The organism is Sagittula sp. P11, from assembly GCF_002814095.1.
GTDB lineage: Bacteria > Pseudomonadota > Alphaproteobacteria > Rhodobacterales > Rhodobacteraceae > Sagittula.
Genome location: NZ_CP021913.1, coordinates 3,896,442 through 3,920,036, shown reverse-complemented (window position 1 = coordinate 3,920,036; position 23,595 = coordinate 3,896,442). Strand labels below are relative to the sequence as shown.

31 protein-coding genes and 1 pseudogene are annotated in these 23,595 nt (G+C 66.9%); 2 read left to right on the top strand and 30 right to left on the bottom strand.

Annotated elements, in window-relative coordinates:
* Window position 1: 1 nt before the first annotated feature.
* From nuoK to CDO87_RS18915, 12 genes are all read right to left on the bottom strand, one after another.
* On the bottom strand, window positions 2-307 hold the full coding sequence (nuoK, locus tag CDO87_RS18970; protein WP_005857510.1) for an NADH-quinone oxidoreductase subunit NuoK: 306 nt from the start codon (window positions 305-307) through the stop codon (window positions 2-4).
* Between the two features lie 200 nt (window positions 308-507).
* A complete protein-coding gene (locus CDO87_RS18965; protein WP_100930228.1) occupies window positions 508-705 on the bottom strand; it encodes a hypothetical protein in 198 nt (65 codons plus the stop codon).
* Entirely contained in the window at window positions 702-1,304 is a 603-nt protein-coding gene (locus tag CDO87_RS18960; RefSeq protein ID WP_100930227.1) for an NADH-quinone oxidoreductase subunit J, read from the bottom strand. Before CDO87_RS18960 ends, CDO87_RS18965 begins: the two co-directional genes overlap by 4 nt.
* On the bottom strand, window positions 1,301-1,717 hold the full coding sequence (locus CDO87_RS18955) for a carboxymuconolactone decarboxylase family protein (protein ID WP_100930226.1): 417 nt from the start codon (window positions 1,715-1,717) through the stop codon (window positions 1,301-1,303). Before CDO87_RS18955 ends, CDO87_RS18960 begins: the two co-directional genes overlap by 4 nt.
* A gap of 70 nt (window positions 1,718-1,787) precedes the next feature.
* The gene (gene nuoI, locus CDO87_RS18950; RefSeq protein ID WP_100930225.1) at window positions 1,788-2,282 is read right to left on the bottom strand and encodes an NADH-quinone oxidoreductase subunit NuoI; all 495 of its coding nucleotides are present in this window, start codon (window positions 2,280-2,282) and stop codon (window positions 1,788-1,790) included.
* A 2-nt stretch (window positions 2,283-2,284) separates the two neighbouring features.
* Complete coding sequence (locus CDO87_RS18945) at window positions 2,285-2,656, bottom strand: hypothetical protein (protein ID WP_100930224.1); 372 nt, start codon at window positions 2,654-2,656, stop codon at window positions 2,285-2,287.
* 133 nt (window positions 2,657-2,789) lie between these two features.
* Entirely contained in the window at window positions 2,790-3,827 is a 1,038-nt protein-coding gene (nuoH, locus tag CDO87_RS18940) for an NADH-quinone oxidoreductase subunit NuoH (protein ID WP_005857499.1), read from the bottom strand.
* 7 nt (window positions 3,828-3,834) lie between these two features.
* A complete protein-coding gene (locus tag CDO87_RS18935; RefSeq protein WP_100931039.1) occupies window positions 3,835-4,212 on the bottom strand; it encodes a hypothetical protein in 378 nt (125 codons plus the stop codon).
* Between the two features lie 15 nt (window positions 4,213-4,227).
* Window positions 4,228-6,246 (bottom strand): NADH-quinone oxidoreductase subunit NuoG, encoded by a 2,019-nt coding sequence (gene nuoG / locus CDO87_RS18930; protein WP_100930223.1) that lies wholly within the window; start codon window positions 6,244-6,246, stop codon window positions 4,228-4,230.
* A 229-nt stretch (window positions 6,247-6,475) separates the two neighbouring features.
* The gene (locus tag CDO87_RS18925; RefSeq protein WP_100930222.1) at window positions 6,476-6,868 is read right to left on the bottom strand and encodes a DUF5333 domain-containing protein; all 393 of its coding nucleotides are present in this window, start codon (window positions 6,866-6,868) and stop codon (window positions 6,476-6,478) included.
* Window positions 6,869-7,003: 135 nt separating this feature from the next.
* Window positions 7,004-7,447 (bottom strand): hypothetical protein, encoded by a 444-nt coding sequence (locus CDO87_RS18920; protein ID WP_100930221.1) that lies wholly within the window; start codon window positions 7,445-7,447, stop codon window positions 7,004-7,006.
* 30 nt (window positions 7,448-7,477) lie between these two features.
* Window positions 7,478-7,966: a DUF3291 domain-containing protein gene (locus CDO87_RS18915; protein ID WP_100930220.1), complete on the bottom strand. Its 489-nt coding sequence runs from the start codon at window positions 7,964-7,966 to the stop codon at window positions 7,478-7,480.
* 184 nt (window positions 7,967-8,150) lie between these two features.
* On the opposite strand from CDO87_RS18915, the gene CDO87_RS18910 reads away from it, so the two are divergent.
* On the top strand, window positions 8,151-8,336 hold the full coding sequence (locus CDO87_RS18910) for a hypothetical protein (protein WP_100930219.1): 186 nt from the start codon (window positions 8,151-8,153) through the stop codon (window positions 8,334-8,336).
* Window positions 8,337-8,405: 69 nt separating this feature from the next.
* Here the strand turns inward: CDO87_RS18910 and nuoF are convergent, their stop codons facing one another.
* From nuoF to CDO87_RS18855, 11 genes and pseudogenes are all read right to left on the bottom strand, one after another.
* The gene (gene nuoF / locus CDO87_RS18905; protein WP_100930218.1) at window positions 8,406-9,704 is read right to left on the bottom strand and encodes an NADH-quinone oxidoreductase subunit NuoF; all 1,299 of its coding nucleotides are present in this window, start codon (window positions 9,702-9,704) and stop codon (window positions 8,406-8,408) included.
* Between the two features lie 3 nt (window positions 9,705-9,707).
* The gene (locus tag CDO87_RS18900; protein ID WP_100930217.1) at window positions 9,708-9,926 is read right to left on the bottom strand and encodes a DUF5337 domain-containing protein; all 219 of its coding nucleotides are present in this window, start codon (window positions 9,924-9,926) and stop codon (window positions 9,708-9,710) included.
* 14 nt (window positions 9,927-9,940) lie between these two features.
* Complete coding sequence (locus CDO87_RS18895) at window positions 9,941-10,606, bottom strand: hypothetical protein (RefSeq protein ID WP_157815046.1); 666 nt, start codon at window positions 10,604-10,606, stop codon at window positions 9,941-9,943.
* Window positions 10,607-10,770: 164 nt separating this feature from the next.
* Window positions 10,771-11,859, bottom strand: coding sequence for a hypothetical protein (locus CDO87_RS18890; protein ID WP_157815045.1), 1,089 nt, complete (start codon window positions 11,857-11,859; stop codon window positions 10,771-10,773).
* 244 nt (window positions 11,860-12,103) lie between these two features.
* A pseudogene (gene nuoE, locus CDO87_RS18885) lies at window positions 12,104-12,817 on the bottom strand (NADH-quinone oxidoreductase subunit NuoE); the annotation flags it as partial.
* Window positions 12,818-12,870: 53 nt separating this feature from the next.
* Window positions 12,871-13,188 (bottom strand): hypothetical protein, encoded by a 318-nt coding sequence (locus tag CDO87_RS18880; protein ID WP_100930213.1) that lies wholly within the window; start codon window positions 13,186-13,188, stop codon window positions 12,871-12,873.
* A gap of 107 nt (window positions 13,189-13,295) precedes the next feature.
* Window positions 13,296-14,519, bottom strand: coding sequence for an NADH-quinone oxidoreductase subunit D (locus tag CDO87_RS18875; protein WP_100930212.1), 1,224 nt, complete (start codon window positions 14,517-14,519; stop codon window positions 13,296-13,298).
* Window positions 14,520-14,658: 139 nt separating this feature from the next.
* Window positions 14,659-15,267 carry an NADH-quinone oxidoreductase subunit C gene (locus CDO87_RS18870; RefSeq protein ID WP_100930211.1) on the bottom strand — a complete coding sequence of 203 codons (609 nt, stop codon included), beginning with the start codon at window positions 15,265-15,267 and terminating at the stop codon, window positions 14,659-14,661.
* A 4-nt stretch (window positions 15,268-15,271) separates the two neighbouring features.
* Window positions 15,272-15,469 (bottom strand): hypothetical protein, encoded by a 198-nt coding sequence (locus tag CDO87_RS18865; protein ID WP_005857466.1) that lies wholly within the window; start codon window positions 15,467-15,469, stop codon window positions 15,272-15,274.
* A 112-nt stretch (window positions 15,470-15,581) separates the two neighbouring features.
* A complete protein-coding gene (locus tag CDO87_RS18860; RefSeq protein WP_005857464.1) occupies window positions 15,582-16,106 on the bottom strand; it encodes an NADH-quinone oxidoreductase subunit B family protein in 525 nt (174 codons plus the stop codon).
* A complete protein-coding gene (locus CDO87_RS18855) occupies window positions 16,106-16,471 on the bottom strand; it encodes an NADH-quinone oxidoreductase subunit A (protein WP_005857462.1) in 366 nt (121 codons plus the stop codon). Before CDO87_RS18855 ends, CDO87_RS18860 begins: the two co-directional genes overlap by 1 nt.
* A gap of 346 nt (window positions 16,472-16,817) precedes the next feature.
* On the opposite strand from CDO87_RS18855, the gene CDO87_RS18850 reads away from it, so the two are divergent.
* Window positions 16,818-17,564 carry a MauE/DoxX family redox-associated membrane protein gene (locus CDO87_RS18850; protein WP_100930210.1) on the top strand — a complete coding sequence of 249 codons (747 nt, stop codon included), beginning with the start codon at window positions 16,818-16,820 and terminating at the stop codon, window positions 17,562-17,564.
* A gap of 12 nt (window positions 17,565-17,576) precedes the next feature.
* Here the strand turns inward: CDO87_RS18850 and CDO87_RS18845 are convergent, their stop codons facing one another.
* The 7 genes from CDO87_RS18845 to CDO87_RS18815 form a co-directional block, all read right to left on the bottom strand.
* Window positions 17,577-18,110 (bottom strand): hypothetical protein, encoded by a 534-nt coding sequence (locus tag CDO87_RS18845; RefSeq protein ID WP_100930209.1) that lies wholly within the window; start codon window positions 18,108-18,110, stop codon window positions 17,577-17,579.
* Between the two features lie 203 nt (window positions 18,111-18,313).
* A complete protein-coding gene (locus CDO87_RS18840) occupies window positions 18,314-18,724 on the bottom strand; it encodes a hypothetical protein (RefSeq protein ID WP_100930208.1) in 411 nt (136 codons plus the stop codon).
* Window positions 18,725-18,821: 97 nt separating this feature from the next.
* Window positions 18,822-19,604, bottom strand: a complete 783-nt coding sequence (locus CDO87_RS18835; protein ID WP_198521756.1) for a crotonase/enoyl-CoA hydratase family protein — start codon at window positions 19,602-19,604, stop codon at window positions 18,822-18,824.
* Between the two features lie 76 nt (window positions 19,605-19,680).
* A complete protein-coding gene (locus CDO87_RS18830; protein ID WP_100930206.1) occupies window positions 19,681-20,535 on the bottom strand; it encodes a hydroxymethylglutaryl-CoA lyase in 855 nt (284 codons plus the stop codon).
* Window positions 20,536-20,661: 126 nt separating this feature from the next.
* Complete coding sequence (locus tag CDO87_RS18825; protein WP_100930205.1) at window positions 20,662-21,327, bottom strand: glutathione S-transferase family protein; 666 nt, start codon at window positions 21,325-21,327, stop codon at window positions 20,662-20,664.
* Window positions 21,324-21,596 carry a hypothetical protein gene (locus tag CDO87_RS18820; protein WP_100930204.1) on the bottom strand — a complete coding sequence of 91 codons (273 nt, stop codon included), beginning with the start codon at window positions 21,594-21,596 and terminating at the stop codon, window positions 21,324-21,326. Before CDO87_RS18820 ends, CDO87_RS18825 begins: the two co-directional genes overlap by 4 nt.
* Window positions 21,593-23,527 (bottom strand): biotin carboxylase N-terminal domain-containing protein, encoded by a 1,935-nt coding sequence (locus tag CDO87_RS18815; protein WP_100931038.1) that lies wholly within the window; start codon window positions 23,525-23,527, stop codon window positions 21,593-21,595. Before CDO87_RS18815 ends, CDO87_RS18820 begins: the two co-directional genes overlap by 4 nt.
* Between the last annotated feature and the right edge of the window lie 68 nt (window positions 23,528-23,595).

Sequence of the window (23,595 nt, the reverse complement as noted above, 5' to 3'; positions counted from 1 at the left end):
CTCAGCCTTTCATGACGTTGACGTCTTCCACGGCGATGGTGCCGCGGTTTCGGAAGAAGCAGACGAGGATCGCAAGGCCGATGGCCGCTTCGGCGGCGGCGACGGTCAGCACGAACAGCGTGAACACCTGACCGGCGAGGTCGCCGAGATGCGTCGAGAAGGCCACGAGATTGATGTTCACCGCCAGCAGCATCAGTTCGATGCTCATCAGCAGGATGATCACGTTCTTGCGGTTCAGGAAGAGCCCGAAGATGCCGATCACAAACAGCACTGCGGCCACTGTCAGGTAGTGTTCCAATCCGATCATACGTGTCCCTCCGGGTGGCTTGCCCGATTTGTCGTCTTGTCTGTGGCACCCCGGAAGCGGCCCGGGGGCTCTGTTCTGTCAGGTTCCGGGCGGGCCCGGCACCACGTCCCGGGCATGTCCCGGAACCTCGATCGTCTCGCCGCCCTCGGGCGGCAGCCCCGGCAATGCGCCGGGCGGGGACGGGACCTGCCCGGCCCCGGTCAGCCCAAAGGGCCGACCTTCCGTTTCATCAGGCGCAGCCGGACAAGCTTGTCCTCGGCCCAGACCTGCATGCGCGCGGGCAGCAGCAGCACGAGCTTGCTCAGCACCCATGCGCCCGCAACGATCTTCAAGGCCCAGAAACCGGCGTAAAGCACCAGCCCCGCGGGCGAGAAGAGAAGATCCCAGAATGCGCTCACAGCCCCTGCCCCGGTCTCACGTCCCGCAGCTCCATCGCCTTGGCGGGATCGCGGTACATCTGTGCCAGCACGTCCTGGCGTTTGACATCCTGGCGGTGGCGCAGCGTCAGAACGATGGCCCCGATCATCGCAACCAGCAGGATCAGACCCGCCAGCTGGAACAGCAGGAAGTACTTGTCATAGAGGATCATGCCAAGCGCGGCGGTGTTCTCCACCCCTTCGGGCGCCGGTGCCGACAGCTGGCCCGCGGCCAGGTCGGAGGCTTCCCAGACGCCAAACGCCATGGCCAGCTGCATCAGGATCACGAGGCCGATCAGCAGCGCCAGCGGCATGTAGCGCGCCATCTCCGCCTTCAGTTCGGCAAAGTCGACGTCCAGCATCATCACCACGAAGAGGAACAGCACCGCGACGGCGCCGACGTAGACGATGACCAGCAGCATGGCGACGAATTCCGCCCCCATCAGCACGAAGAAACCGGCCGCGGAGAGGAAGGCGAGGATCAGCCAGAGCACGGAGTGCACCGGGTTGCGGCTGACGACCGTGAAGAGCCCCCCGGCGATCACGCCAAGTGCAAAGAGGTAGAAGGCAAAAGCCATCATGTCTCGTCATCCTTCTTGTCGGCCATGACCGCCCGCGACAGTTCGAGCGCGCGGTTCATGGCGGGAATACCTGCGAACATCGACATATGCGTGATCGTGTCGACGATTTCTTCCTTGGTGGCGCCCGCCTCGATGGCGTGGCGCACGGTCATGCGCAAGGGCGTCTCCGCCTGCGCGCCCTGCATCACCAGACCCGAGAGCGTCAGCAGCAGCCGCGTCTTGGCATCCAGCCCCTCTTTCGAGAACCCCTTGCCGAACCACATCTCCATCGCGTCCTTCGGCATGGTCGGCCACATGGCTTCGAATGCCTTGGGGTCGAAGCTCGACAGCGCCGGGTTCATGCTGGTCACCATGTCCTGCGCGAACTTCTGGCTCTGCTCCATCATCAGCTCGAACGGCGTCTTGGTGGTCATGCTCGGCTCCCCTTGCAGGATGTGACGGGACACCGCGGGACGCGGGCCGGGATATGGGCGGCGGGGCGGTTCATCGGTACGGCGCGTCCAACTCCAGGTTGCGGGCGATCTCCGCTTCCCAGCGGTCGCCGTTCGCCAGCAGCTTGGCCTTGTCGTAGAACAGCTCTTCTCGGGTCTCGGTCGAGAACTCGAAGTTCGGCCCCTCGACGATGGCATCCACCGGGCAGGCCTCCTGGCAGAAACCGCAGTAGATGCACTTCGTCATGTCGATGTCGTAGCGGGTCGTCCGGCGCGAGCCGTCGTCGCGCGGCTCCGCGTCGATGGTAATGGCCTGTGCCGGGCAGATCGCCTCGCACAGTTTGCAGGCGATGCAGCGTTCCTCGCCGTTGGGATACCGGCGCAGGGCGTGCTCGCCGCGGAAACGCGGGCTCAGCGGACCCTTCTCGTGCGGGTAGTTGACGGTGGCCTTGGGGGCAAAGAAGTACTTCATCCCCAGCTGGAACCCCTTCATGAAGTCCGCGAGCAGAAAGTACTTCGCGGCCCGTCCGTAGTCGATGGCTGCCATGTCTACGCGCTCTCCTCTTTGACGGCTTCGCGGGCTGCTTCCAGCCGCTCGGCCTGCTCGGCGTCCATCACGGGATCGCCGAATTCATCGTAATCGCCAACCCGCTCGTTTCCGGTGCGGCCGGTGGCGGAAACCTCTTCCGCCACGGCGGCCGCAACGGCGGCGGGCGCGGGCTTTGACTTCACCTCCGCATCCTCCATGGCCTGCACATCGGCGGCCCAGCGGAAGATGGCGGCGGCGATCTCGTTGGCCTGCGGCAGGAGGTTGCCCTCTGCATCGGTGTCCGGCAGGCCGCAATCGCGGACGACAAAATCGCCCAGGGCGATCATGTCGATGTACTTGGCGTCGAGGATGGCTTTCTTCAGGTCGGTCATCAGGTTTCTCCCGTGAACAGACGGGCGCACGTCATGCGCACCCCTGCCCCGACCCTACCATCGGGGCGCGACACCACGCCCCGAACGCCAGGAAGCAATCCCGAAACAGTCTGTTTCGACGTCTGCTCCACCATCAGCCTCCGACTGCCCAACGGGTATAGAAGCCCCAGAACCACTCGAACTTGGCCGCGAAGGCCACGAAGACGACCCATGCCAGCGACATCGGCAGGAAGACCTTCCAGCCCAGGCGCATCAGCTGGTCGTACCGGTAACGCGGGGTGATCGCCTTCACCAGAGAGAAGATGAAGAAGACGAACAGCATCTTGATGCACATCCAGAAGATGCCATCCGGCAGGAATTCGACCGGGGACAGCCAGCCGCCGAGGAACAGCAGCGAAACCAGCGCGCACATCAGCACGACCGCGGTCAGTTCGCCGATCATGAACAGCAGGAACGGCGTGGAGGAGTATTCCACCTGGTAGCCCGCCACCAGTTCGGATTCCGCTTCCGGCAGGTCGAACGGCGGGCGGTTGGTTTCCGCGAGCGCCGAGATGAAGAACAGGAACATCATCGGGAAGTGCGGGATCCAGTACCAGGACAGGATGCCCATGCCGTCCTGCGCCTCGACGATGCTGCCGAAGTTCAGCGACCCCGAAGAGATCACGACGCCGATGATGATGAGGCCGATGGACACCTCGTAGGAAATCATCTGCGCGGCGGACCGCAGCGAGCCAAGGAACGGGTACTTCGAGTTGGACGCCCAGCCCCCCATGATCACGCCGTACACTTCCAGCGAGGAGACCGCGAAAACGTAAAGAATGGCCACGTTGATGTCGGAGACCACCCAGCCGTCGCCGAAGGGAATCACCGCCCAGGCGATGAAGGCCATGACAAGGCTGACCATCGGCGCGAGGAAGAACACGAAGCGGTCGGCGCCCGCGGGCACGACGACCTCTTTCACGATGTATTTCAGGAAGTCGGCAAAGGACTGCAGCAGGCCGAAGATGCCCACGACGTTCGGCCCCCGGCGCATCTGCACGGCGGCCCAGATCTTGCGGTCGCCCCACATCAGGAAGGCGAGGCTTACCAGAAGCGGCACCAGAAGCGCGAGGATCGTGAAGACGATCCAGATCGCGATACCCCAGGGATTGTCGGAGAAGAATTCAGCCATCAGGTCCTCACACCATCGGTATTCCGTTCTCGGCGCAGGCCAGCGCGGTGACCTCGGCGTCGATCGTTCGTGATCCGCGGGGCAGAGCCGGCGAGATGGTGTAAACCGCATCCCCGCGCCAGAGGCCACCCTCTTCGTCCACATTCGTGCGCAAATGCCGCGCGAATCCGTACCCCCGGATCAGCGCGTATTGCGCGGCGGCACATTCGGCGTAGGCCTCCACGTCGATCTGGTTGCGCGCCCCACGCATGGAAACGTGGAAATTCACCAGATCGCCATCCAGCAACCGCGTCTCGACACCCTCGTAAGACGGGGTGAACGGCCCCTTTGCCGCCGCCGGAGTGTCGCATCCGGTGGTGGCAGCGCAGGCGAGCGAGGCTATCACCCAGCCCACCCTCACTTATTCCGCCGCCATCGGCGCCTGGGAGCGCAGTTTCGAGTTCTTGGACAGTTCCGCCATGACCTCCGACGCGCGCGCGATCGGGTTGGTCAGCCAGTGGTCCTTCACCGGGTAGCGGAAGTCCGCATCCCCCATGTCGGCGGCCTCCAGCGGCGTCCATTCGTTTTCCGGCACCTCGTCGATGCGGGCAAGGTGCGGCACCTCCGAGACCAGCGCCTGACGGAGCTGCGCGATGGAGTTCCACGGCTGCGTCGCGCCGATCTCGGCGGACAGAGCGCGCAGGATCGCCCAGTTTTCCTTGGCCTCGCCCGGTGCGAACCCGGCACGCAGCGCCAGTTGCGGGCGGCCCTCGGTGTTCACGAACAGGCCCTGCTCTTCGGTGTAGGCGGCGGCAGGCAGAATCACGTCGGCACGGTGCGCGCCACGGTCCCCGTGCGAGCCTTGGTAGATCACGAAAGCGCCTTCGCCGATCTCCACCTCGTCCGCGCCGAGGTTGTAGATCACGTCCGCCTCGCTGACCGCGTCCATGCCGCGCTCGTTCGTGGCGTTCACGTCCATCGCACCCACGCGGCCCGCGGCCGTATGCAGAACCATGAACTTCGCCGAACCGGCGGCGGCGGTCTGCATGGCGGTGCCCAGAACGGCGGCGCCATCGGCCTCGTTCAGTGCGCCCTGACCGATGATCACCACACCGGCGACGCCCTCCTTGTCGGAGTGGTCCATCTTCGACAGCTTGGCCAGCGCCTCGCGGCCGGTGCCGAGTTCCTGCACCGGGAAGGTCAGGTCGACCGGCGTACCGATCCGCGCGACCTTTGCACCGGCGGCCCAGGCCTTGCGGATGCGGGCATTCAGGACCGGCGCTTCGTCACGAGGGTTGGTGCCGATCAGCAGGATCATCTCAGCGCTGTCGAAGTCCTCGATGGCAGCCGTGCCGACATAGCCCGAACGGTTGCCGGCGGGCAGCTTCGCGCCATCGGTACGGCATTCGACGACACCGCCCTGCCCCTCGACCAGCTGCTTGAGGCTGTAGGCCGCTTCGACCGGGGCCAGATCGCCGACGATACCGGCAAGTTTCGAGGCGCCCTTGATCGCCGTGGCGGCGGCGGCCAGCGCCTCCGGCCAGGTGGCGGGCTTCAGCTTGCCGTCCTTGCGCACGTAGGGCCGGTCCAGCCGCTGGCGGCGCAGGCCGTCCCAGACAAAGCGCGTCTTGTCGGCAATCCATTCCTCGTTCACGCCGTCATGGTTGCGCGGCAGGATGCGCATCACTTCGCGGCCCTTGGTGTCCACGCGGATGCTGGACCCCAGCGCGTCCATCACGTCGATGGTCTCCGTCTTGGTCAGCTCCCACGGGCGGGCGGTGAAGGCGTAGGGCTTCGACACCAGCGCGCCCACCGGGCACAGGTCGATGATGTTGCCCTGCAGGTTCGAATCGAGGGTCGAGTTCAGGTAGGAGGTGATCTCCGCATCCTCGCCCCGGCCGGTCTGGCCCATCTGGGTGATGCCCGCCACCTCGGTGGTGAAGCGCACGCAGCGGGTGCAGGAGATGCAGCGCGTCATGTGCGTCTCGACCAGCGGCCCGAGGTCGAGGTCGGTCGACGCGCGCTTCGCCTCGCGGAAGCGGGAGAAGTCGACGCCATAGGCCATCGCCTGGTCCTGCAGGTCGCATTCGCCGCCCTGGTCGCAGATCGGGCAGTCGAGCGGGTGGTTGATGAGCAGGAACTCCATCACCCCCTCGCGGGCCTTCTTCACCATGGGCGAGTTGGTCTTGATCTCCGGCGGTTCGCCGTTGCGGCCCGGACGCATGTCGCGGACCTGCATCGCGCAGGACGCGGCGGGCTTCGGCGGGCCGCCCACGACCTCGACGAGGCACATCCGGCAGTTCCCGGCAATCGACAGACGCTCGTGGTAACAGAAGCGCGGCACCTCGATGCCAGCCTCCTCACAGGCCTGGATCAGGGTCATAGCCCCGTCCACCTCGATTTCCTGACCGTCGATGATGAGCTTTCGCAAGTCGGACATGCCGGTGCCTCTCCAGATTGCAGATGGCAGCGCCCTGACCACCGGACTGACCAGCGGACCGGGCGCGACTTGCGACGGGTTCTACCGCGACATGTTCGGTAGCGCCAGATGCAGCGGCGCAGAAATCCGGGAAAAATCGACGCGGCAAAGCGACTTGATTGCACGGGCGCAACCCGGTGACCGGGATTTCAGCGCCCGTGAAGATGACCGTTCAAGTCAGGAATTGACCTCAGCGCAACAGCGATCCGATGTAGGTGCCGCCCGCCATCTGCGCCTTTCCGAAGCTGCACAGCTCTGCCTTGTCGCTGACATTGACCCCCTGGCTGGCCAGCCAGGTCTCGGCCTTCGTGCGCATCCGTGCCTTTTCGGACTTGGACGTGGCGTATTCGTCGATCTCCTCCGACGAATAGCCCAGCGACTTCGCCTTCGACTTCAAGCCGTTGAGCTCCGCGATTCCGCGCAAAAGGCGCGCGTCGATGTCGCTGCAGGTCTTCCGGATCTCGTCCGCGATGGCGATCATCATCAGCTGGTCGTCGATTTCACGAACCTCGCGCAGCGGCGGCTTTGCGACCGCGGCCGACGCCAGCAGGGCAAGGATCAGGACGGATGGAATCAGGCGCATGAAGGGGTCCTCGTTTACACGGCAATCTCGCGACAAGAGGCGCGGAACGTCATGGATATGCAATAACGCGGGCGGAATCCGCCCGCGATCGGCAAGAGCCGGCGCGAAACCCGCACCCGCCCCGCGGTCCGCCGCTTACAGGTCCTTGCAGCGCCCGGACAGCGTCAGCGAGTCGCTGGTGATCAAAAGCTGGTCCTTCGGTGTGTCCGGCCCGACCTCCCAGTCGATGTCGGACGTGCCGTAGAGATGAATGCAGTGCTTCACCGCTTGGTATTCCGCCGCCTGGATCGCGCCGTCGATGCTCTTGCCCGGGTCGCGGACAGAGGCCACGAAATACTGCCGGTCGTCGCCGGCGGACTTGGCGTTGGCCCGGAAGGTCTGGCCGTCGAAGGTCTGGACCTGCCGGCGCTGGCCGTTGCCGCAGCCCGCAAGCGCCGCCATCGCGGCGATCAGCAGCAGGATCGTGCCTGCGCGCATCAGGGACGCCGGCGCGACCAGGGGTGCGCGGGCCGCTTTGGCCGTCGCGGCGGCGCGCTGCGTCCGGGCCTTGCGGGGCGACAAGTGTTTCAAATTGCTCATTCTCCGGCCTCTTGTTCTTTCCGAAGCACCTTATCCGGCCTCCGCGTCGCAGCGCCTGTCACGCCACATGCGCGCTTCGGTCAGGTACGACCAGCCGAAGGCGGCGTCACTGTCGCCTTCCCGCCGCAGGAGGTCAAGCTTCGCCAGACCTTCCTCCAGCGTCGGGCGATGTCCCGCCGGCACCCACCACATGACGAAGTGCATGTCGCCCAGAACTTCGAACCACTCCTTCCGCCGCTCGTAGAACTGGCGATGGACCGTGCCCCAGACAAAGCGTTCGAGGCTCACCACGTTTTCCCAGACGGTCATGTTCGCGACGAACTGCGGATCGTCACCGATGTTGTTCTCGGTGTTGCCGGTGCCCGGTTCCCCCGATCCTTCCATCATCCAGACGAAGCCCGGCATGCGCTTGCCCAGACCGTTGATCCGGTCGAGCGCGTCCATGAACTCCGCCACGCGGGGATCGTCCGTCGGCGCCACGAGCCGACCGATGTTCAGTTCTGCGAGATGCATCTGCATTGATGTGTGCCCCCTTGTGTCCCGCCCTCCGGCTTTCGGCGCCACTATAATGAGGCAGGGACCGGAATGACCAACGCATTTTCGGCAAATTGCCCCTAAAGTCAGGAGCATCGGACCGCATGGCCCGCCCTCCCCGGAACCGCGCCGCCCGCTTGGGGGTTTTGATGGAGAAGGAGGAGCCACCATGACCGATACACCCAAGACCCGCCCGCTGCCGGAGAAGGACGCCGACGAGAAGGCGAAGACCCGGAAGTTCACCGAACACGAAGATGTGGGCCGGGAAAAGCACGCCGAGACCTCTGACGACATCTCCGAAGGGATGCCCGAAAAGGATCGCGAGACGTTCAAGGACGAAACCGGGACCAAGTGAGCCCGGCCTCACCCGGAAACGCAAAAGGGCGCCCCGCGGCGCCCTTTTCTATTCCATCGCTGCACCGGCTTATTCAGCGGCGACAGCGCTCACCCGGCCGGATTTCTGTGCCTTGATCCGATCCTCGATCTCGTCGCGGAAGTTGCGGATCAGGCCCTGGATCGGCCATGCGGCCGCGTCGCCAAGCGCGCAGATGGTGTGGCCCTCGACCTGCTTGGTCACGTCCCACAGCATGTCGATCTCTTCCACCTCGGCCTCGCCGCGGACAAGCCGGTCCATGACGCGCATCATCCAGCCCGTCCCCTCGCGGCAGGGCGTGCACTGGCCGCAGGATTCGTGCTTGTAGAACTTCGCCAGCCGCCAGATCGCCTTGATGATGTCGGTGTCCTTGTCCATCACGATGACCGCCGCGGTGCCAAGGCCGGAACCCAGCTCTCCCCGCAGGTAGTCGAAGTCCATGATGGCGTCCTTCATCTTCTCGCCGCGCACGCACGGAACCGAAGAGCCGCCGGGAATGACCGCCTTGAGGTTGTCCCAGCCACCACGGATGCCGCCGCAATGCTTCTCAATCAGCTCCTCGAAGGAAATCGACATCGCCTCTTCGACGACGCAGGGCTTGTTGACGTGGCCGGAGACGGCGAACAGCTTCGTACCCGCGTTGTTCTCCCGCCCGAAGGAAGAGAACCACGATGCGCCGCGGCGCAGGATGGTCGGCACGACGGCGATGGATTCGACGTTGTTCACGGTGGTCGGGCAGCCGTACAGACCCGCGCCCGCCGGGAACGGCGGCTTCATGCGGGGCATGCCCTTCTTGCCTTCGAGGCTTTCCAGCAGGGCGGTTTCCTCGCCGCAGATGTAGGCGCCGGCGCCGTGGTGCAGGAAGATCTCGAAATCCCAGCCCGAGCCCGCGGCGTTCGGACCGACCAATCCGGCATCGTAGGCCTCGTCGATGGCGCGCTGCAGCGCCTCGCGCTCCCGGATGTATTCGCCGCGGATGTAGATGTAGCAGGCATGCGCCTGCATCGCGAAGGAGGCGATCAGGCAGCCCTCGATCAGCGTGTGCGGATCGTGGCGCATGATCTCGCGGTCCTTGCAGGTCCCTGGCTCCGATTCGTCGGCGTTCACAACGAGATAGGCCGGACGACCGTCGCTTTCCTTCGGCATGAAGGACCACTTCAGCCCGGTCGGAAAGCCCGCGCCGCCGCGTCCCCGCAGCCCGCTGTCCTTCATTTCCTGGATGATCCAGTCGCGCCCCTTCTCGATCAGGCCAGCCGTGCCGTCCCAGTGACCGCGCTTCTTCGCGCCGTCCAGCGTCCGGTCGTGCATGCCGTAGAGATTGGTGAAGATCCGGTCCTGATCCTGAAGCATCGCTTATCCTTCGTGTTCCTGGCGCGCCCGCCAGAGCCCGTATATCATCCAGAACGCCCAGATAAACCCGGCAAGTGCCACAAGGTCGAACAGGGCACGAAGGCGCTGGCTCCAGTCCAGCGCCCCGCCAATGGCGGTGATGGCGATCCAGAACACACCGGTCCCGGCAATCACGAGCGCAATCCTGCGCCCCCGCCGGTTAAGGTCGTCCTTCTTCGCCATCGCCCGCCGTCAGATCACTTTTTCAGGTCGGCGGCCTGCGCCACCCAGCCGTTCTTCGCGGCGCGGCCACGCACGCCTGCGATGTTCGCATCGACCCACGCGACGTTGTCCTCGGTCCATTCCGCGATCTGGCTGAAATGGTAGATGCCCGCCTCGTTCAGAGTCGCCGCCAGCTTCGGACCGACGCCCATCAGGGTGGTCAGGTCGTCCGCCTCGCCTTCGGGCGCCGACAGGAAGGCCGGGGCCACACCGACGATTTCCTCGGCCATGTCACCGGCTGCCTCGGCAGTCTCCGCGGTGGTTTCCGCCGCGTCTGCGGCCACGTCCTCGACGCTCTCGGTCGTCGCGTCGACGGTCGCCTCGACGGTTTCCGTGGTGGTCTCTGCGACCTCCTCGGCGGCCTTGGCGGTGGTCTCGACGACCTCCTGGCTCACCTCCGCGGCCTCTTCGACGGCTTGTGCCGCCGCCTTGGCCGAGGGGGCCTTTCTGGCCACGCCGCCCGGTGCGCAGATGCTGCCGAAACCGGCCTTCATCGACGGCATGGGCATGCCCTGCCAGGGCAGCATCGCCAGCTTCATCATGTTCTGGCTGGTCTCAACCATCAGCCGGGTCTGCATCGCCATCATCTTGACGACGGGAGAATAGTCCGGGGTGAAAGCTTTCATGGGAGTCATTTTCATGGTCACGTCCTCGCTCGAGTTCGCGGGGCGCAGGTCTTTCCGCGCCACCAGTCAAAGCGCCGTTCCTCCCCAACAGTGCCGGGTTCACGCCTGACACATCATCGGTCCATGTGCAAGCCGCGCCTGCGTCGCAGGGCGCGTATCCGCGCCCTGCCCCGTTCACATCAATCGTAGACGCCGCCCTTTTCGACACGGGTGGAGAACTCTGTCTCGCCGCCGTCCGCCAGCACCTTCGCCTGCGACACCCAGTTGTCGCGGCTCACGCGGCCGCGGAACCCGACGAGGTTGGCATCCGCCCAGGCGACCTCTTCGTCGGTCCAGGACGCGATCTGGTGGAAATGGTAGACACCGATCGAATGGCAGACCTTCTCCAGCTTGGGACCGATGCCCTTGATCTGCTTCAGATCGTCCGGCTTGCCGCCCTCGGGCGCGTCCAGCAGCGCCGGCTTGGAGCCTTCGCCGCTGTCCCCGCCCTTGCCGTCGGAGCCGGGGGCGTCGGCCTCTGCCCCGTCCGGGGCGGTCATGACCTCGGCGCCGTCACCGCCCGACCCCGCGCTGTCGACGCTGCCCGCCGCCCCGTCCGTGCTGCCCGCCAGCGTGGTGTCGTCGGCGTCCGCGGAATTCTTGTACGTCCAGGAGCCCTTGCGACCGGCAAGATCGGCCTCCCCCGCTAGTTGCGTGCTCGGCTTCACGCGGGAACCACCCTCGTCCCCGGAGGCCTCTTTGCCTTTGTCCTTGGGGGCGGACTTCGGCGCGGGCTCGGCACTGGCCGTCGTGGCAGGTGCGGCGCTTTCGGCGACGGGTTCGTCCGCGCCGGATGCCTTCTCCGGCGTCTCCTCCGCTGCCGGTTCGGCGCTTGCGGACGACGCGGTTTCGGCTTCCGGCGCGGTTTCCGGCGAAGTTTCGGGCTGGGCCTTCGGCTCTGGCGCGGGCTCAGCCGCAGGCGCGCTTTTGGCGGATGCCGAGGCCGAGCTTGCCGCCGCCACTCCGGCAGAGGCCGCCGTGGCGCCCGGCGAAGTCGCGGACGTGCCGTTGCCTCCGGCCTGGCCTGCCGTCACGCCAGTCTCACCCTTCTCCGGCAGAGGCGCGCAGAACAGCCACTGGAACAGCAATCCCAGCAACACGAGCGTCACGATCCCGAGGAACAGGGCCGTGCCGAACCCGTAGCTTCCGACGAGCAGCAGGAAGGCGAAAACCCCGAGCGCCGCCGCTATTCCCCAGCTCATCATGGTGCAGTTGCCATTCGTTCTCATTCGGCCGTTCTCCCGTCTACGTTTTCACCACCACGGTGTTTACCAATTGTTTTAAACACTTTTGCCCCCTTCGTCAGCGGAGACAATCTCAGATGCACCGCATGGGACAAAAGAATGACCCCCGCGCCGGGGTTTCCAAGGGCACGGGCCGGAGAATCACCAAAGCCGGAAAGGAAAACGGCGGCCCCGTCTCCGGAACCGCCGTTCTGATGCCTTGCTGCGGGCGCGCTCAGGCGCCGCGGGTGCCCGCCTGATCGGTCCAGGGGGCCACCAGCGGCACCTCCGTCCCGTCGATGCGCTTCACCGTGTCGCCGATGTCATGTGCCAGTTGCGCGCTGGCGTTCATCTTGATCGAGGCGTTGGTATATTCGGTCAGCGTGGTCGCGCCGCCCAGCGGTTCGGAGGCGAACCGGCCGTTCTGCGGCCCCACCTGCGGCACCTCGCCCTTCGCCAGCGCGTCGATCAGGTCGCTCAGCTTCTCGGCGGTGAGGTCCTCGTAGTAGTCCTTGCCGATCTGCGCCATGGGCGCGTTGGTGCAGGCGCCGAGGCACTCCACCTCTTCCCACGAGAACTTGCCGTCCTCCGACAGCGCGTGCGGCTTCGAAGAGATCTTGTCCCGGCAGACGGCAATCAGGTCTTCGGCGCCGCAGATCATGCAGGACGTGGTGCCGCAGATCTGGACATGCGCGACCGAGCCGGTCGGCTGAAGCTGGAACATGAAGTAGAAGGTCGCTACCTCGAGCGCGCGGATGTAGGCCATCCCCAGCATCTCGGCCACGTACTCGATGGCGGGACGGCTGAGCCAGCCCTCCTGCTCCTGCGCGCGCCACAGCAGCGGGATGATCGCCGAGGCCTGGCGCCCGGCGGGATACTTCGTGATCTGCTCTTTCGCCCAAGCGAGGTTGGCTTCGGAGAACTCGAAGCTGTCGGGTTGTTCGGGATGCAGCCGTCGCAGCATGTCTCAACTCCTTCTGGCGCGCCTGCGCCGTATCACGTTCCTGCCGGCTCCGCTCAGCCCGCCTGCGCCACCTGCGCTTCGGGCTGCGGCGCACAGGCGCCCACGACAGACCGCACACCGCCGCCTTCGAGCGACACGGCCTGCTTCTTCTGGATCTTGTACTGCGCGATCTCGATCAGCTTCTGACGCGGGATTCCGGTCTGCAGTTCCACTGGCAGGTAGTCGCTTTCGGCCACGAGGTCGCAGCCGATGGAGGCCACCGCCGCGTCCCACTGTGCCAGCATCTCCGGCGTGGTGTCCTGCGGCGCCATGCCCAGTTCCACGCAGCCGGCGAGTGCCAGCGCCGGGACACACAGAAACAGTTTCTTCATATTCACTTCCCTCGTCCGGCCTTCCCGCGGCCCTTCTTCCTTGCCCGTGACCTGCCGTCACGCATGGCCGCGCCCCGCCCCTGTGGCGGCAGCCCGGCCCCCTGCACTCAGCGGTCGACCTCACCGAACACGATGTCCATCGTGCCGATGATCGCCGCCACGTCGGCCAGCTGGTGGCCGCTTGCGACGTGGTCCATCGCCTGCAGGTGCAGGTAGCCCGGCGCGCGCAGCTTTGCCCGGTACGGCTTGTTGGTGCCGTCCGCCACGAGGTACACGCCGAATTCACCCTTCGGCGCCTCCACCGCGGCATAGACTTCGCCCGCCGGCACGTGGAACCCTTCGGTGTAGAGCTTGAAGTGGTGGATGAGCGCCTCCATCGAGGTCTTCATCTCGTTGCGCTTCGGCGGGGTGACCTTGCCGCGTGCCAGGATATCGCCCTGGCCGTCCGGCGCCCGCAGCTTGTCGATCGCCTGCAGGATGATCTTCGTCGATTCGCGCATTTCCGCCATCCGGCAGAGGTAGCGGTCGTAGCAGTCGCCGTTCTTGCCCACCGGGATCTTGAAGTCGAACTCGTCATAGCATTCGTAGGGCTGCGCACGGCGCAGGTCCCAGGCGAGGCCGGAGCCGCGCACCATCACGCCGGAGAAGCCCCAGTCGAGGATCTCCTGCTCCGTCACCACGCCGATGTCGGCGTTGCGCTGCTTGAAGATGCGGTTCTCGGTCAGCAGGCCGTCGATGTCGTCCAGCTTGGCCGGGAATTCCTTCGCCCACTGCTCGATGTCGTCGATCAGCTTCGGCGGCAGGTCCTGGTGCACACCGCCCGGCCGGAAATAGGCCGAGTGCAGGCGCGCGCCACAGGCCCGCTCGTAGAAGATCATCAGCTTCTCGCGTTCCTCGAAGCCCCAGAGCGGCGGCGTCAGCGCGCCCACGTCCATGGCCTGCGTGGTCACGTTCAGCAGGTGGTTCAGCACACGTCCGATCTCGGAGTAGAGCACCCGGATCAGCGAGGCACGGCGCGGCACCTCGACCCCGGTCAGCCGCTCGATCGCGAGGCACCAGGCGTGTTCCTGGTTCATCGGCGCCACGTAGTCGAGGCGGTCGAAATACGGCAGGTTCTGGAGGTAGGTCCGGCTCTCCATCAGCTTCTCGGTGCCGCGGTGCAAAAGGCCGATGTGCGGATCGCAGCGTTCAACGATCTCGCCGTCCAGCTCCAGCACCAGGCGCAGCACGCCGTGGGCCGCCGGGTGCTGCGGACCGAAGTTGATGTTGAAGTTGCGGATCTTCTGTTCGCCCGTCAGGGCGTCTTCGAAACCTTTGGAGCCGTCCATCATCGACCGTCCCTTTCCTCGGGGCTTGTGTCACGCACCCCGTCCAATGCCACCGCGCGCGGGGAACACTCTTCGGACGAAGAGTGTTCACGTCCAAGAGTTTTCGTCCGAAAACTCTTCCAGGTCCCGCGCCCGGTCATGTTCACGCCTTGCCTTCGGTCTTCTCGTCGCCCGGAAGCACGTATTTCGCGCCTTCCCACGGGGACATGAAATCGAACTGGCGGTATTCCTGCACCAGCGTCACCGGCTCGTAGACCACGCGCTTGCGCTCTTCGTCATAGCGCACTTCCGTGTACCCGGTCGTCGGGAAGTCCTTGCGCAGCGGATAGCCGCGGAACCCGTAGTCCGTCAGGATGCGGCGCAGGTCCGGGTGGCCCGAGAACAGGATGCCGTACATGTCGAAGGTCTCGCGTTCGAACCAGTTGGCGCTGGGATGCACCGGTACGATCGACGGCACCATCTCGTCCTCGCGGACCGAGACGCGCAGCCGGATGCGGTGGTTCTGGTACATCGACAGGAAGTGGTAGACCACGTCGAACCGCTTCGGCCGCTCCGGGTAGTCGACCCCGGTGATGTCCACCAGCGACGAGAACCGGCAGGTCGGATCGGTCTTCAGGAAGTCCACGAAGCCGCGGATGTTCGAGGGGGCCACGTCGACGTTCAGCTCGCCATGGGTCACGTCCCATGCGACCACGCAGTCGGGGCGCTTCGTCGCGATGTGTTCGCCCAGTTCCTTGAGTGCCTGCACCATTCGCTTACACCTTTTCCAGAGCGTCGACGGCGACCACCGCACGGCGCACCTCGCCGAGGACATTGCCCTGACCTGCTTCGTACCAGACGCATTGCGCCGCCGTGAGGGCGGCGTTCTGGTCGCTCTGCCCGACGGTTTCAACCGTCATCACGACGCTGCCCGAAATCAGCTGGACCTTGTCGCCCGGTTTCACGTCTGCCATCTCGTCTTCCCTTCTCGCCCCCGCGGCGGGTCCGCCCGGAAGCCCTGCATCTTCCCGGTCCCGGGGCGCCCGGGGGGCCATGTGCCCCGCCGGACCGCCCTCCGGGCCGTCTTCAGCGCACCAGCGTTCCGGTGCGGCGGATCTTCTTCTGCAGCGCCATGATGCCGTAGAGCAGCGCTTCCGCCGTCGGCGGGCACCCGGGCACGTAGACGTCCACAGGCACGACGCGGTCGCAGCCGCGCACCACCGAGTAGGAGTAGTGGTAGTAGCCGCCGCCGTTCGCGCAGGACCCCATCGAGATCACGTAGCGCGGTTCCGGCATCTGGTCGTAGACCTTGCGCAGCGCCGGTGCCATCTTGTTGGTCAGCGTGCCCGCCACGATCATCAGATCCGACTGGCGCGGGCTGGCGCGCGGCGCGGTGCCGAACCGCTCCAGGTCGTAGCGCGGCATCGAGGTGTGCATCATCTCCACCGCGCAGCACGCGAGACCGAAGGTCATCCAGTGCAGCGAGCCGGTGCGCGCCCAGTTGATGATGTCCTCCGTCGAGGTCAGCAGGAAACCCTTGTCCTGCAGTTCGCGGTTCAGATCCTGCGTGGCCACCTCACGGTCGACGCCCGCAGTGTTCGCTCCGGTCATCACTCCCATTCCAGGGCCCCTTTCTTCCATTCGTAGGCAAAGCCCGCCGTCAGCACGCCGAGGAACACCATCATCGCCCAGAACGCCGTCATCGAGATGTGCTGGAAGGCCACGGCCCACGGGAACAGCATCGCGATCTCGAGGTCGAAGATGATGAACAGGATCGACACGAGGTAGAACCGCACGTCGAACTTCATCCGCGCGTCATCGAAGGCGTTGAAGCCGCATTCATAGGCCGACACCTTCTCCGGATCCGGGTTCCGCACGGCGACGAGGATCGCGGCGAAAATGAACACGAGTCCGATGACGATGGCGATGGCCAGGAACACAAGGATGGGAAGATATTCCCGCAGCATCTCTTCCACGAGGCAGCTCCTCATAAACGGGGGGCGCGCCACGCGCGGGAGGCGCGCGCCGCGTGTCATGTCGTGACTTATCCGCACCGACCGGCAGGGTCAACAAGCCCGCGGCATATTCGGTAGAATGGAAACGAACCGGCACGCGCCCATTCTGGCGCAAATTCTGCTGCCTGCGCAATGGGGTAGCGTCCCGGCCCCGGCGGCATCGCCGCACCCCGCCCTGCCCCGCGCGGATGGGTCGCGCCCAATACCGCGCCCAATCCCGCGCCGGAACATGCGCACGGTCACGGGCGTTGGTCCACCAGCAAACCGCAGACCGCCCATCCGCCCCGCTGACAGGAGGACCCCATCCATGCCCCTCGACTCCACGCCGAACCGCGCCCGCCTCTACCGCATGTCGACGCCGGATCACCTCTGTCCCTTCGGGCTGAAGACCAAGGCCCTCCTGGAGCGGAAGGGCTACGAGGTCGAGGATCACCCACTGACGACCCGCGAGGAAACCGACCGCTTCCAGGAATCGCACGACGTGGAGACGACGCCACAGGTCTACATCGGCGACCGGCGCATCGGCGGCTACGAGGACACGCAGCGCGAACTCGGCATTACCCCGGCCTCCGACATCGAGAAGAGCTATACCCCGGTCATCGCCGTTTTCGGCATGGCCGCGCTGATGGGCATTGCCATCGGCTGGACCGGCGGCCTCGGCTGGGCGGGCACCCTGCGCGCGATTCTGGCCACCGCCATGGCGCTTCTTGCCGTGCAGAAGCTGCGCGACATCGAGAGCTTCACCACGATGTTCCTGAACTACGACCTGCTCGCGCGCCGCAAGGTCGAATACGGCTACGTCTACCCCTACGCCGAGGCGCTGGCCGCGATCCTGATGCTCGCCGGTGTCCTGCCCTGGCTCTCCGGTCCCGTGGCCCTGATCATCGGCACCATCGGCGCGGTCTCCGTCTTCAAGGCGGTCTACATCGACAAGCGCGAACTCAAGTGCGCCTGCATGGGCGGATCGTCCAACGTGCCGCTCGGCTTCGTGTCGCTGACCGAGAACCTCGTGATGATCGGCATGGGTGTCTGGATGATCGCCACGCTGTTCTGAGGCGATCCCGGCTCAGCCGCCGGGCAAGCAGCGCATCATCAGCGCGGACACTTCGGCCCAGGCCCCGGCCGAATCGAAGCCGGGCTCCACCAGATCGGCGCCCGGCTCGCCCCGGCCTTTCATGTAGGCGACCGCGTGCTGCGGGGGGCCCTTGGCGTCGAACAGCTTGCAGATCTCGGCGCTGAAGGCAGCCTGGTTCATGGTCCGCAGGAAGCCGGACTGGGCACTCATCGCCGCTTCGCCCGCCTGATCGCCGAAGGCCTTCGCCACCTCCGCCTGGACGCCGCGGGCCGCCTGATCGCTCACCCGCATCGCGTCGAAGAACATCATCGCTGCGGCGACAGCGTGGAACCGGATCGCCCCGCCGTAATCTTCCTCGGCAAGGCAGCCAAGCGCGATGCCGAACTGCTCAGGCGGCGGCGCGGTCCAGTCGACCTGCGCAACCGGGCGGCAGGATCGGGCGGTCAGCTCGACCGCCGCCTGCGCCGTGACGGGCGCTGCACCCAGAAACAGCAGCGCGGCTGCCAGACCGATGTTGCGCGCCATACCGTCGTTCTCCTTCTGCGCCTTGCCATCCACGCTGAGCCAGCAATGCCCCGGCGGATGAACGGCCCATAGGCCCGCACCCGCGTCAGCCGTCCCGCGGGACAGACCGCCGGTGGCAGGCCCCAGGCCCTTCCCTTGCCGTCTTTCAGAGAAATATGTCCTGACCATGACGCACCGGGGGAGTTCTCGGGCAGACCGTGCCCTCAGACACTCTGCACGGCACCCGCCGCCTGCCCCGTCAGCGTCATCAGCATGACGTAGCCCGCCAGCGCCGCCATGACGACGTTGACCGGCAACCAGACCGCGCGTTCCTCGCCCGACGGGCTGAAGCCGCTCAGGACGGCGACGATCACGCTTGTGCAGAAGGCCACCCACCCGGTCCAGAGCGGCCAGCCCATCCCGGGAAACCCCGCCGCGCTGACGACCGCCAGCCCCTGGTACAGGTGCACCGGAACCGCGACCGCCGCCACCAGCCGCCCCCGCAACGGCAGGGCGCCGCGATATCGCCCGCCCTGCGTCCATGCGCCAAGGGGCAGCCCGCCGATCAAGGCCACCTGGAAGAAGACGACCGCCAGACACCCCATCGCGTAGAACTGCGCCACCTGTACCGTCATCGTCCCGTCCATTCAGAGTGCCGCGCTGTCACGCGGGCAGCGGCCCCGTGCGCCCTGTCGCGTCAGACGCGAATTCCCGACAGGACCGAAAAACCGCCTACCCCTCCGCCCAGGGCGCGGGACGCTTGTCGAAGAAGGCCGCAATGCCGTCCTGCGCCTCTGCCGTTTCCCAGCGCGCGGCCAGCGCGTCGACCGCCATCTCGACATCGTCCTGACGCACACCGCCCGACAGCCGCCGCAACAGGCGCTTGGCGTCGCGCACCGCGCCCGGCGCGCAGGCGAGATAAGGCGCCACCTCCGCCTCGACGGCGGCGTCGAGGTCCTCCGCCGGGACAGCCCGCGACAGGAGCCCGAGCGTCACCGCCTCCGGCGCCCCGAACACCCTGCCGTTCATGAAGATCCGCGCCGCGGCGCTCGCGCCCATCCGGGCGACGACATAAGGGCCAATGTTGGCCGGGATCAGCCCCAGCTTCACCTCGGTCAGCGCCAGCTTCGCCGTCTCCACCCCGATGGCCACGTCACAGACCGAGATCAGCCCGATCCCGCCGCCAAAGGCATTGCCCTGAACCCGTCCGATCAGCGGCTGCGGCAGGTCGTGCAGCGCGCCGAGCGCCTCGGCGATCCGCGCGGATTCGCGCCGCCGCGCGTCCGGCGCCATGCCGAACTGTTCGCGCATCCACGCAAGGTCCCCCCCGGCGCAGAAGGTCGGTCCCTCCGCCTCCAGCACCACCACGCGAACCGCCTCGTCCTTGGCCAGTTCCTGCGCCGCGGCGACGATCTGCGCCATCATCTCTGCCGACATGGCGTTGTGCTTGGCCGCGCGCGCCAGAATCAGCCGCGCCAGGCCGCGCATCTCGCGCACCACACGAACGTCTTCCATCATCCCTCCTCCTGCTCCGTCAGACATCCCGGCACGTTTCCGGGGACCGGCGCCAACCGCCGGACACGACAGCGCCTCATTCCGCCCGCATCGCCCGCGCCATCCGGCCCGCTTCTGCGAGGATACCGGCGTCGAGCCCGGTCTCGAACCCCTGCGCCGTGACGTAGGCATGCACTGCCTCGGTCGCCACGTTGCCCGCCGCTCCCGGCGCGTAGGGGCAGCCGCCCAGACCACCCACCGCCGCGTCGAAGACCCGCAGACCGCGGTCCATCGCGGTGCGCACGTTCTCCAGCGCCCGGCCGCTCGTGTCGTGGAAATGGCCCGCAAGCTGGTCGGCGGGCATCTCCTCCAGCACCGCGGCCAGCATGGCGTCTACCGCCTCCGGCGTGCCGCGCCCGATGGTGTCGCCCAGCGAGACTTCGTAACAGCCCATGTCGCGCAGGGCCGCCACGACCCGCGCCACGTCCTCGGGCGGCACTGCCCCGTCGTAGGGACATTCCACCACGCACGACACATAGCCTCGGACCGGCACGCCCGCCTCCCGCGCCGCCTCGCAGACCGGCACGAACCGCGCCAGACCCTCCTCGACGGAGGCATTGATGTTCGCGCGCGAGAACCCTTCCGAGGCCGCGCCGAACACCGCCACCTCGTCGGCCCGCGCCGCCAGCGCCCGCTCCAGCCCCTTCATGTTGGGCGTCAGCGCGGCGTAGGACACACCCGGCGCCCGCGCGATCCGCTCCAGCACGTCGCCGCTGTCCGCCATCTGCGGCACCCACTTCGGCGACACGAAGGAGGCGCATTCGATCCGCCGGAACCCCGCGCCGGACAGCAGGTCCACCAGCGCCACCTTGGCTTCCGTGGCGATCATCCGCGCTTCGTTCTGCAGGCCGTCGCGCGGCCCCACCTCGAAGATCTCGACCCTCTCGGGCATGTCCTGTCCTCCTGTTTCCTTGCCCCGCGCCGCAGAGCCGCGCCCCCGAGGTCACGGCCCGAAGGCCGGGGCCGAGACAGCCTGTGCGCCGCAAGGCGCGCCTTTCAACAGCCCTTTACCGAAGCCTCACGCCTCGGGCACCGGATAGAAATCCTGCGTGTAGAACCGCTGCTCCCCCTCGCGCGCCACGGCGCGCTGGTAGGCCTCCCGCGCCTCCATCCGCGCCTTGTAGGCCATGAGCTTCGGGAACTCGTCGAGCTTCACGTAATAAGGCGCGGCGAACAGGTTGAACCCCATCATGATGTCCGCCGCGGAAAAGCCGCCTTCCAGCAGCCAGTCGCCGGACAACCGCGCCTCCATCCCCCTCAGCGTCTGCCGAAGCCGCGCCACGGTCAGCTTCACCACCACGGGCGAAGGCTTCGCGGGCGGGCGCAGGAAGACCATCTGCAGGTTCAGGTTCTCGATCAGGCTCGCCTGCGTCTCCGCGAAGTGGATCCATTGCAGGTAGGCCGCGCGATCCGCGTCCCCCGGTGCCCGGCCCAGCCCGGGTGCGAAGGTCTCCACGAGGTATTCGACGATGGCGCCGGATTCGGACATCTCCAGCCCGTCCATCTCGATCGCCGGGATGCGCACCGCGGGCGACACCCGCGCCAGCCCGCTTTCCGCCATCTCGCGCGTGCCGATCCGGTGCTCGACGATCTCCAGCCCGCCGAAGCGCTCGACGCCGATCTCCTCCAAGAGCCACAGAACGCGGAACGACCGCCCGTACTGTACGTGATGCAACCTGATCAAATCCGTCCCTCCCTCAGGAACCAGAGGCCATGGCCCGTGTGTTCGTAATGCTGTCCCATCCGGGGCACCTCCTGCCGCGCCAGCATCGGCCAGGCGTCCAGCACCTCGCGCAGGCGGCCCGGTCGCGCCGTCTCGAACCGGCAGAGGCCGCACCAGACGGCGATGTTGCGGTCGAGTTCCGCCGCCACGGTGTAGGCCGCCTTCGGGTCGGCCCGCACCTCGGGGCACATCATCACCGGCGTCCCCTCCGGCAGGTCGGCAAAGGTCACTCCGCCTCCTCCATGACCACCAGCGCCGCCCCGGCCTCCACCTGGTCGCCCTCGGCCACCAGCACCTCGGCCACCACCCCGTCGGCAGAGGCGGTCAGCGTGTGCTCCATCTTCATCGCCTCCAGCACGGCCAGCCGGTCGCCCGCCACGACCTCCTGCCCGACCCGCACGTGGACCGAGACGACACGCCCCGGCATCGGCGCCAGCGCCGCGCCCGCTGCGGCGCCCTCGGCCTGCTGAGCCAGCGGGTCGATGACCTCGAAGGCCACGCCGTAGTCGGCAAAGACCGTCACGCGCCCGCCGTCGGCAAAGACACCGCCGCCCGCCGCCCCGTCGAAGGTCCAGCCCTGCGCCGCCTTCAGGCATTCGACCTCGGTCCCGTCGACCGAGACCAGCGCCGAACCCGCTGCGCGCACCATCACGCCCAGCTCGCGCCTGTCCTCGCCGCGCGCCAGCACGATCCGCTTCCACGAAGGCGACCAGAGGCAGAAACCCGTCTCCCAGCCCTCGGCGTCGAGCAGGCCCATGGCCCCCAGCGCCGCTTCCGCCCAGACCGCCGGGCCGACCTCCGGCATCGCGACAAGCCTGTCGAGTTCGCGCCCGATCAGCCCTGTGTCCACCTCGCCCCGGCCGAAGCCCTCATGCTCCGCCAGTGCACCGAGGAAGCTCAGGTTCGTGACCGTGCCCGCCACCCGCGTGGCCCGCAGGCCCCTTGCCAGCTTCCGCAGCGCGACCGCCCGGGACGGGCCGTGCACCACCAGCTTGGCGATCATCGGGTCGTAGTGCGGGCTGATCTCGTCCCCGGCCCGCACGCCGGTCTCCGCACGCACGCCCTCGGGAAAGCGCAGCTCCGCCAGCCGGCCCGTCGCGGGCAGGAACCCGGCAGGCACGTCCTCGGCATACAGCCGCGCCTCGAAGGCGTGGCCGTTGATCGTCAGGTCCTCCTGCCGCGCGGGCAGGCTCTCTCCGGCGGCGACACGGATCTGCCACTCGACAAGGTCGACGCCGCAGATCTCCTCCGTCACAGGGTGTTCCACCTGCAGGCGGGTGTTCATTTCCATGAACCAGAAACCGTCCGTACGCAGTCCGCCCGCGCCGTCCACGATGAATTCGACCGTCCCGGCCCCGCTGTAGCCGATCGCCTCGGCGGCGCGCACGGCGGCGGCACCCATCGCGGCGCGCACGTCCTCCGGCATGTCCGGCGCGGGCGCCTCCTCGATCACCTTCTGGTGGCGCCGCTGAAGCGAGCAGTCCCGTTCGAACAGGTGCACCGCGCGGGTGCCGTCGCCGAAGACCTGCACCTCGATGTGGCGCGGCTTCTCGATGAACTTCTCGATCAGCACATCGTCGTTGCCGAAGGCGCCGCGCGCCTCCGCCTTCGCCCGTTCCAGCGCGTCGATGAAGTCCTCAGCCCGGTCGACCCGGCGCATCCCCTTGCCGCCGCCGCCCGCCACGGCCTTGATGAGCACCGGATAGCCGACCTGCCCGGCCTCGACCTCGAGGTGGCCGGGATCCTGATCGCCGCCCATGTAGCCGGGGACCACGGGCACGCCCGCCTCCTCCATCAGCCGCTTGGCCGCGTCCTTCAGGCCCATCTTGCGGATCGCCTCCGCCGAGGGGCCGATGAACACCAGCCCCGCATCCTCGACCGCCGCCACGAAGTCGGGGTTCTCCGACAGAAAGCCGTATCCCGGGTGGATCGCCTGCGCACCGGTCTCCTGCGCGGCGGCTATGATCCGGTCGCCGCGCAGGTAGCTCTGCGCCGGGGCGGCCCCGCCGATGCAGACCGCCGCATCCGCCATGGCGACATGCAGCGCGTTCGCGTCCGCCTCCGAATAGACCGCCACGCAGCGCAGTCCCATCGCCTGCGCCGTCCGCATAACCCGGCAGGCAATTTCCCCCCGGTTCGCGATCAGGATCGTGTCAAACATCTTCATTCCCCCGCAGCCCGTGTCCGCCCGATTGTTTCCGTTGCGTCACGGCAGCCGATCTGGCAGCG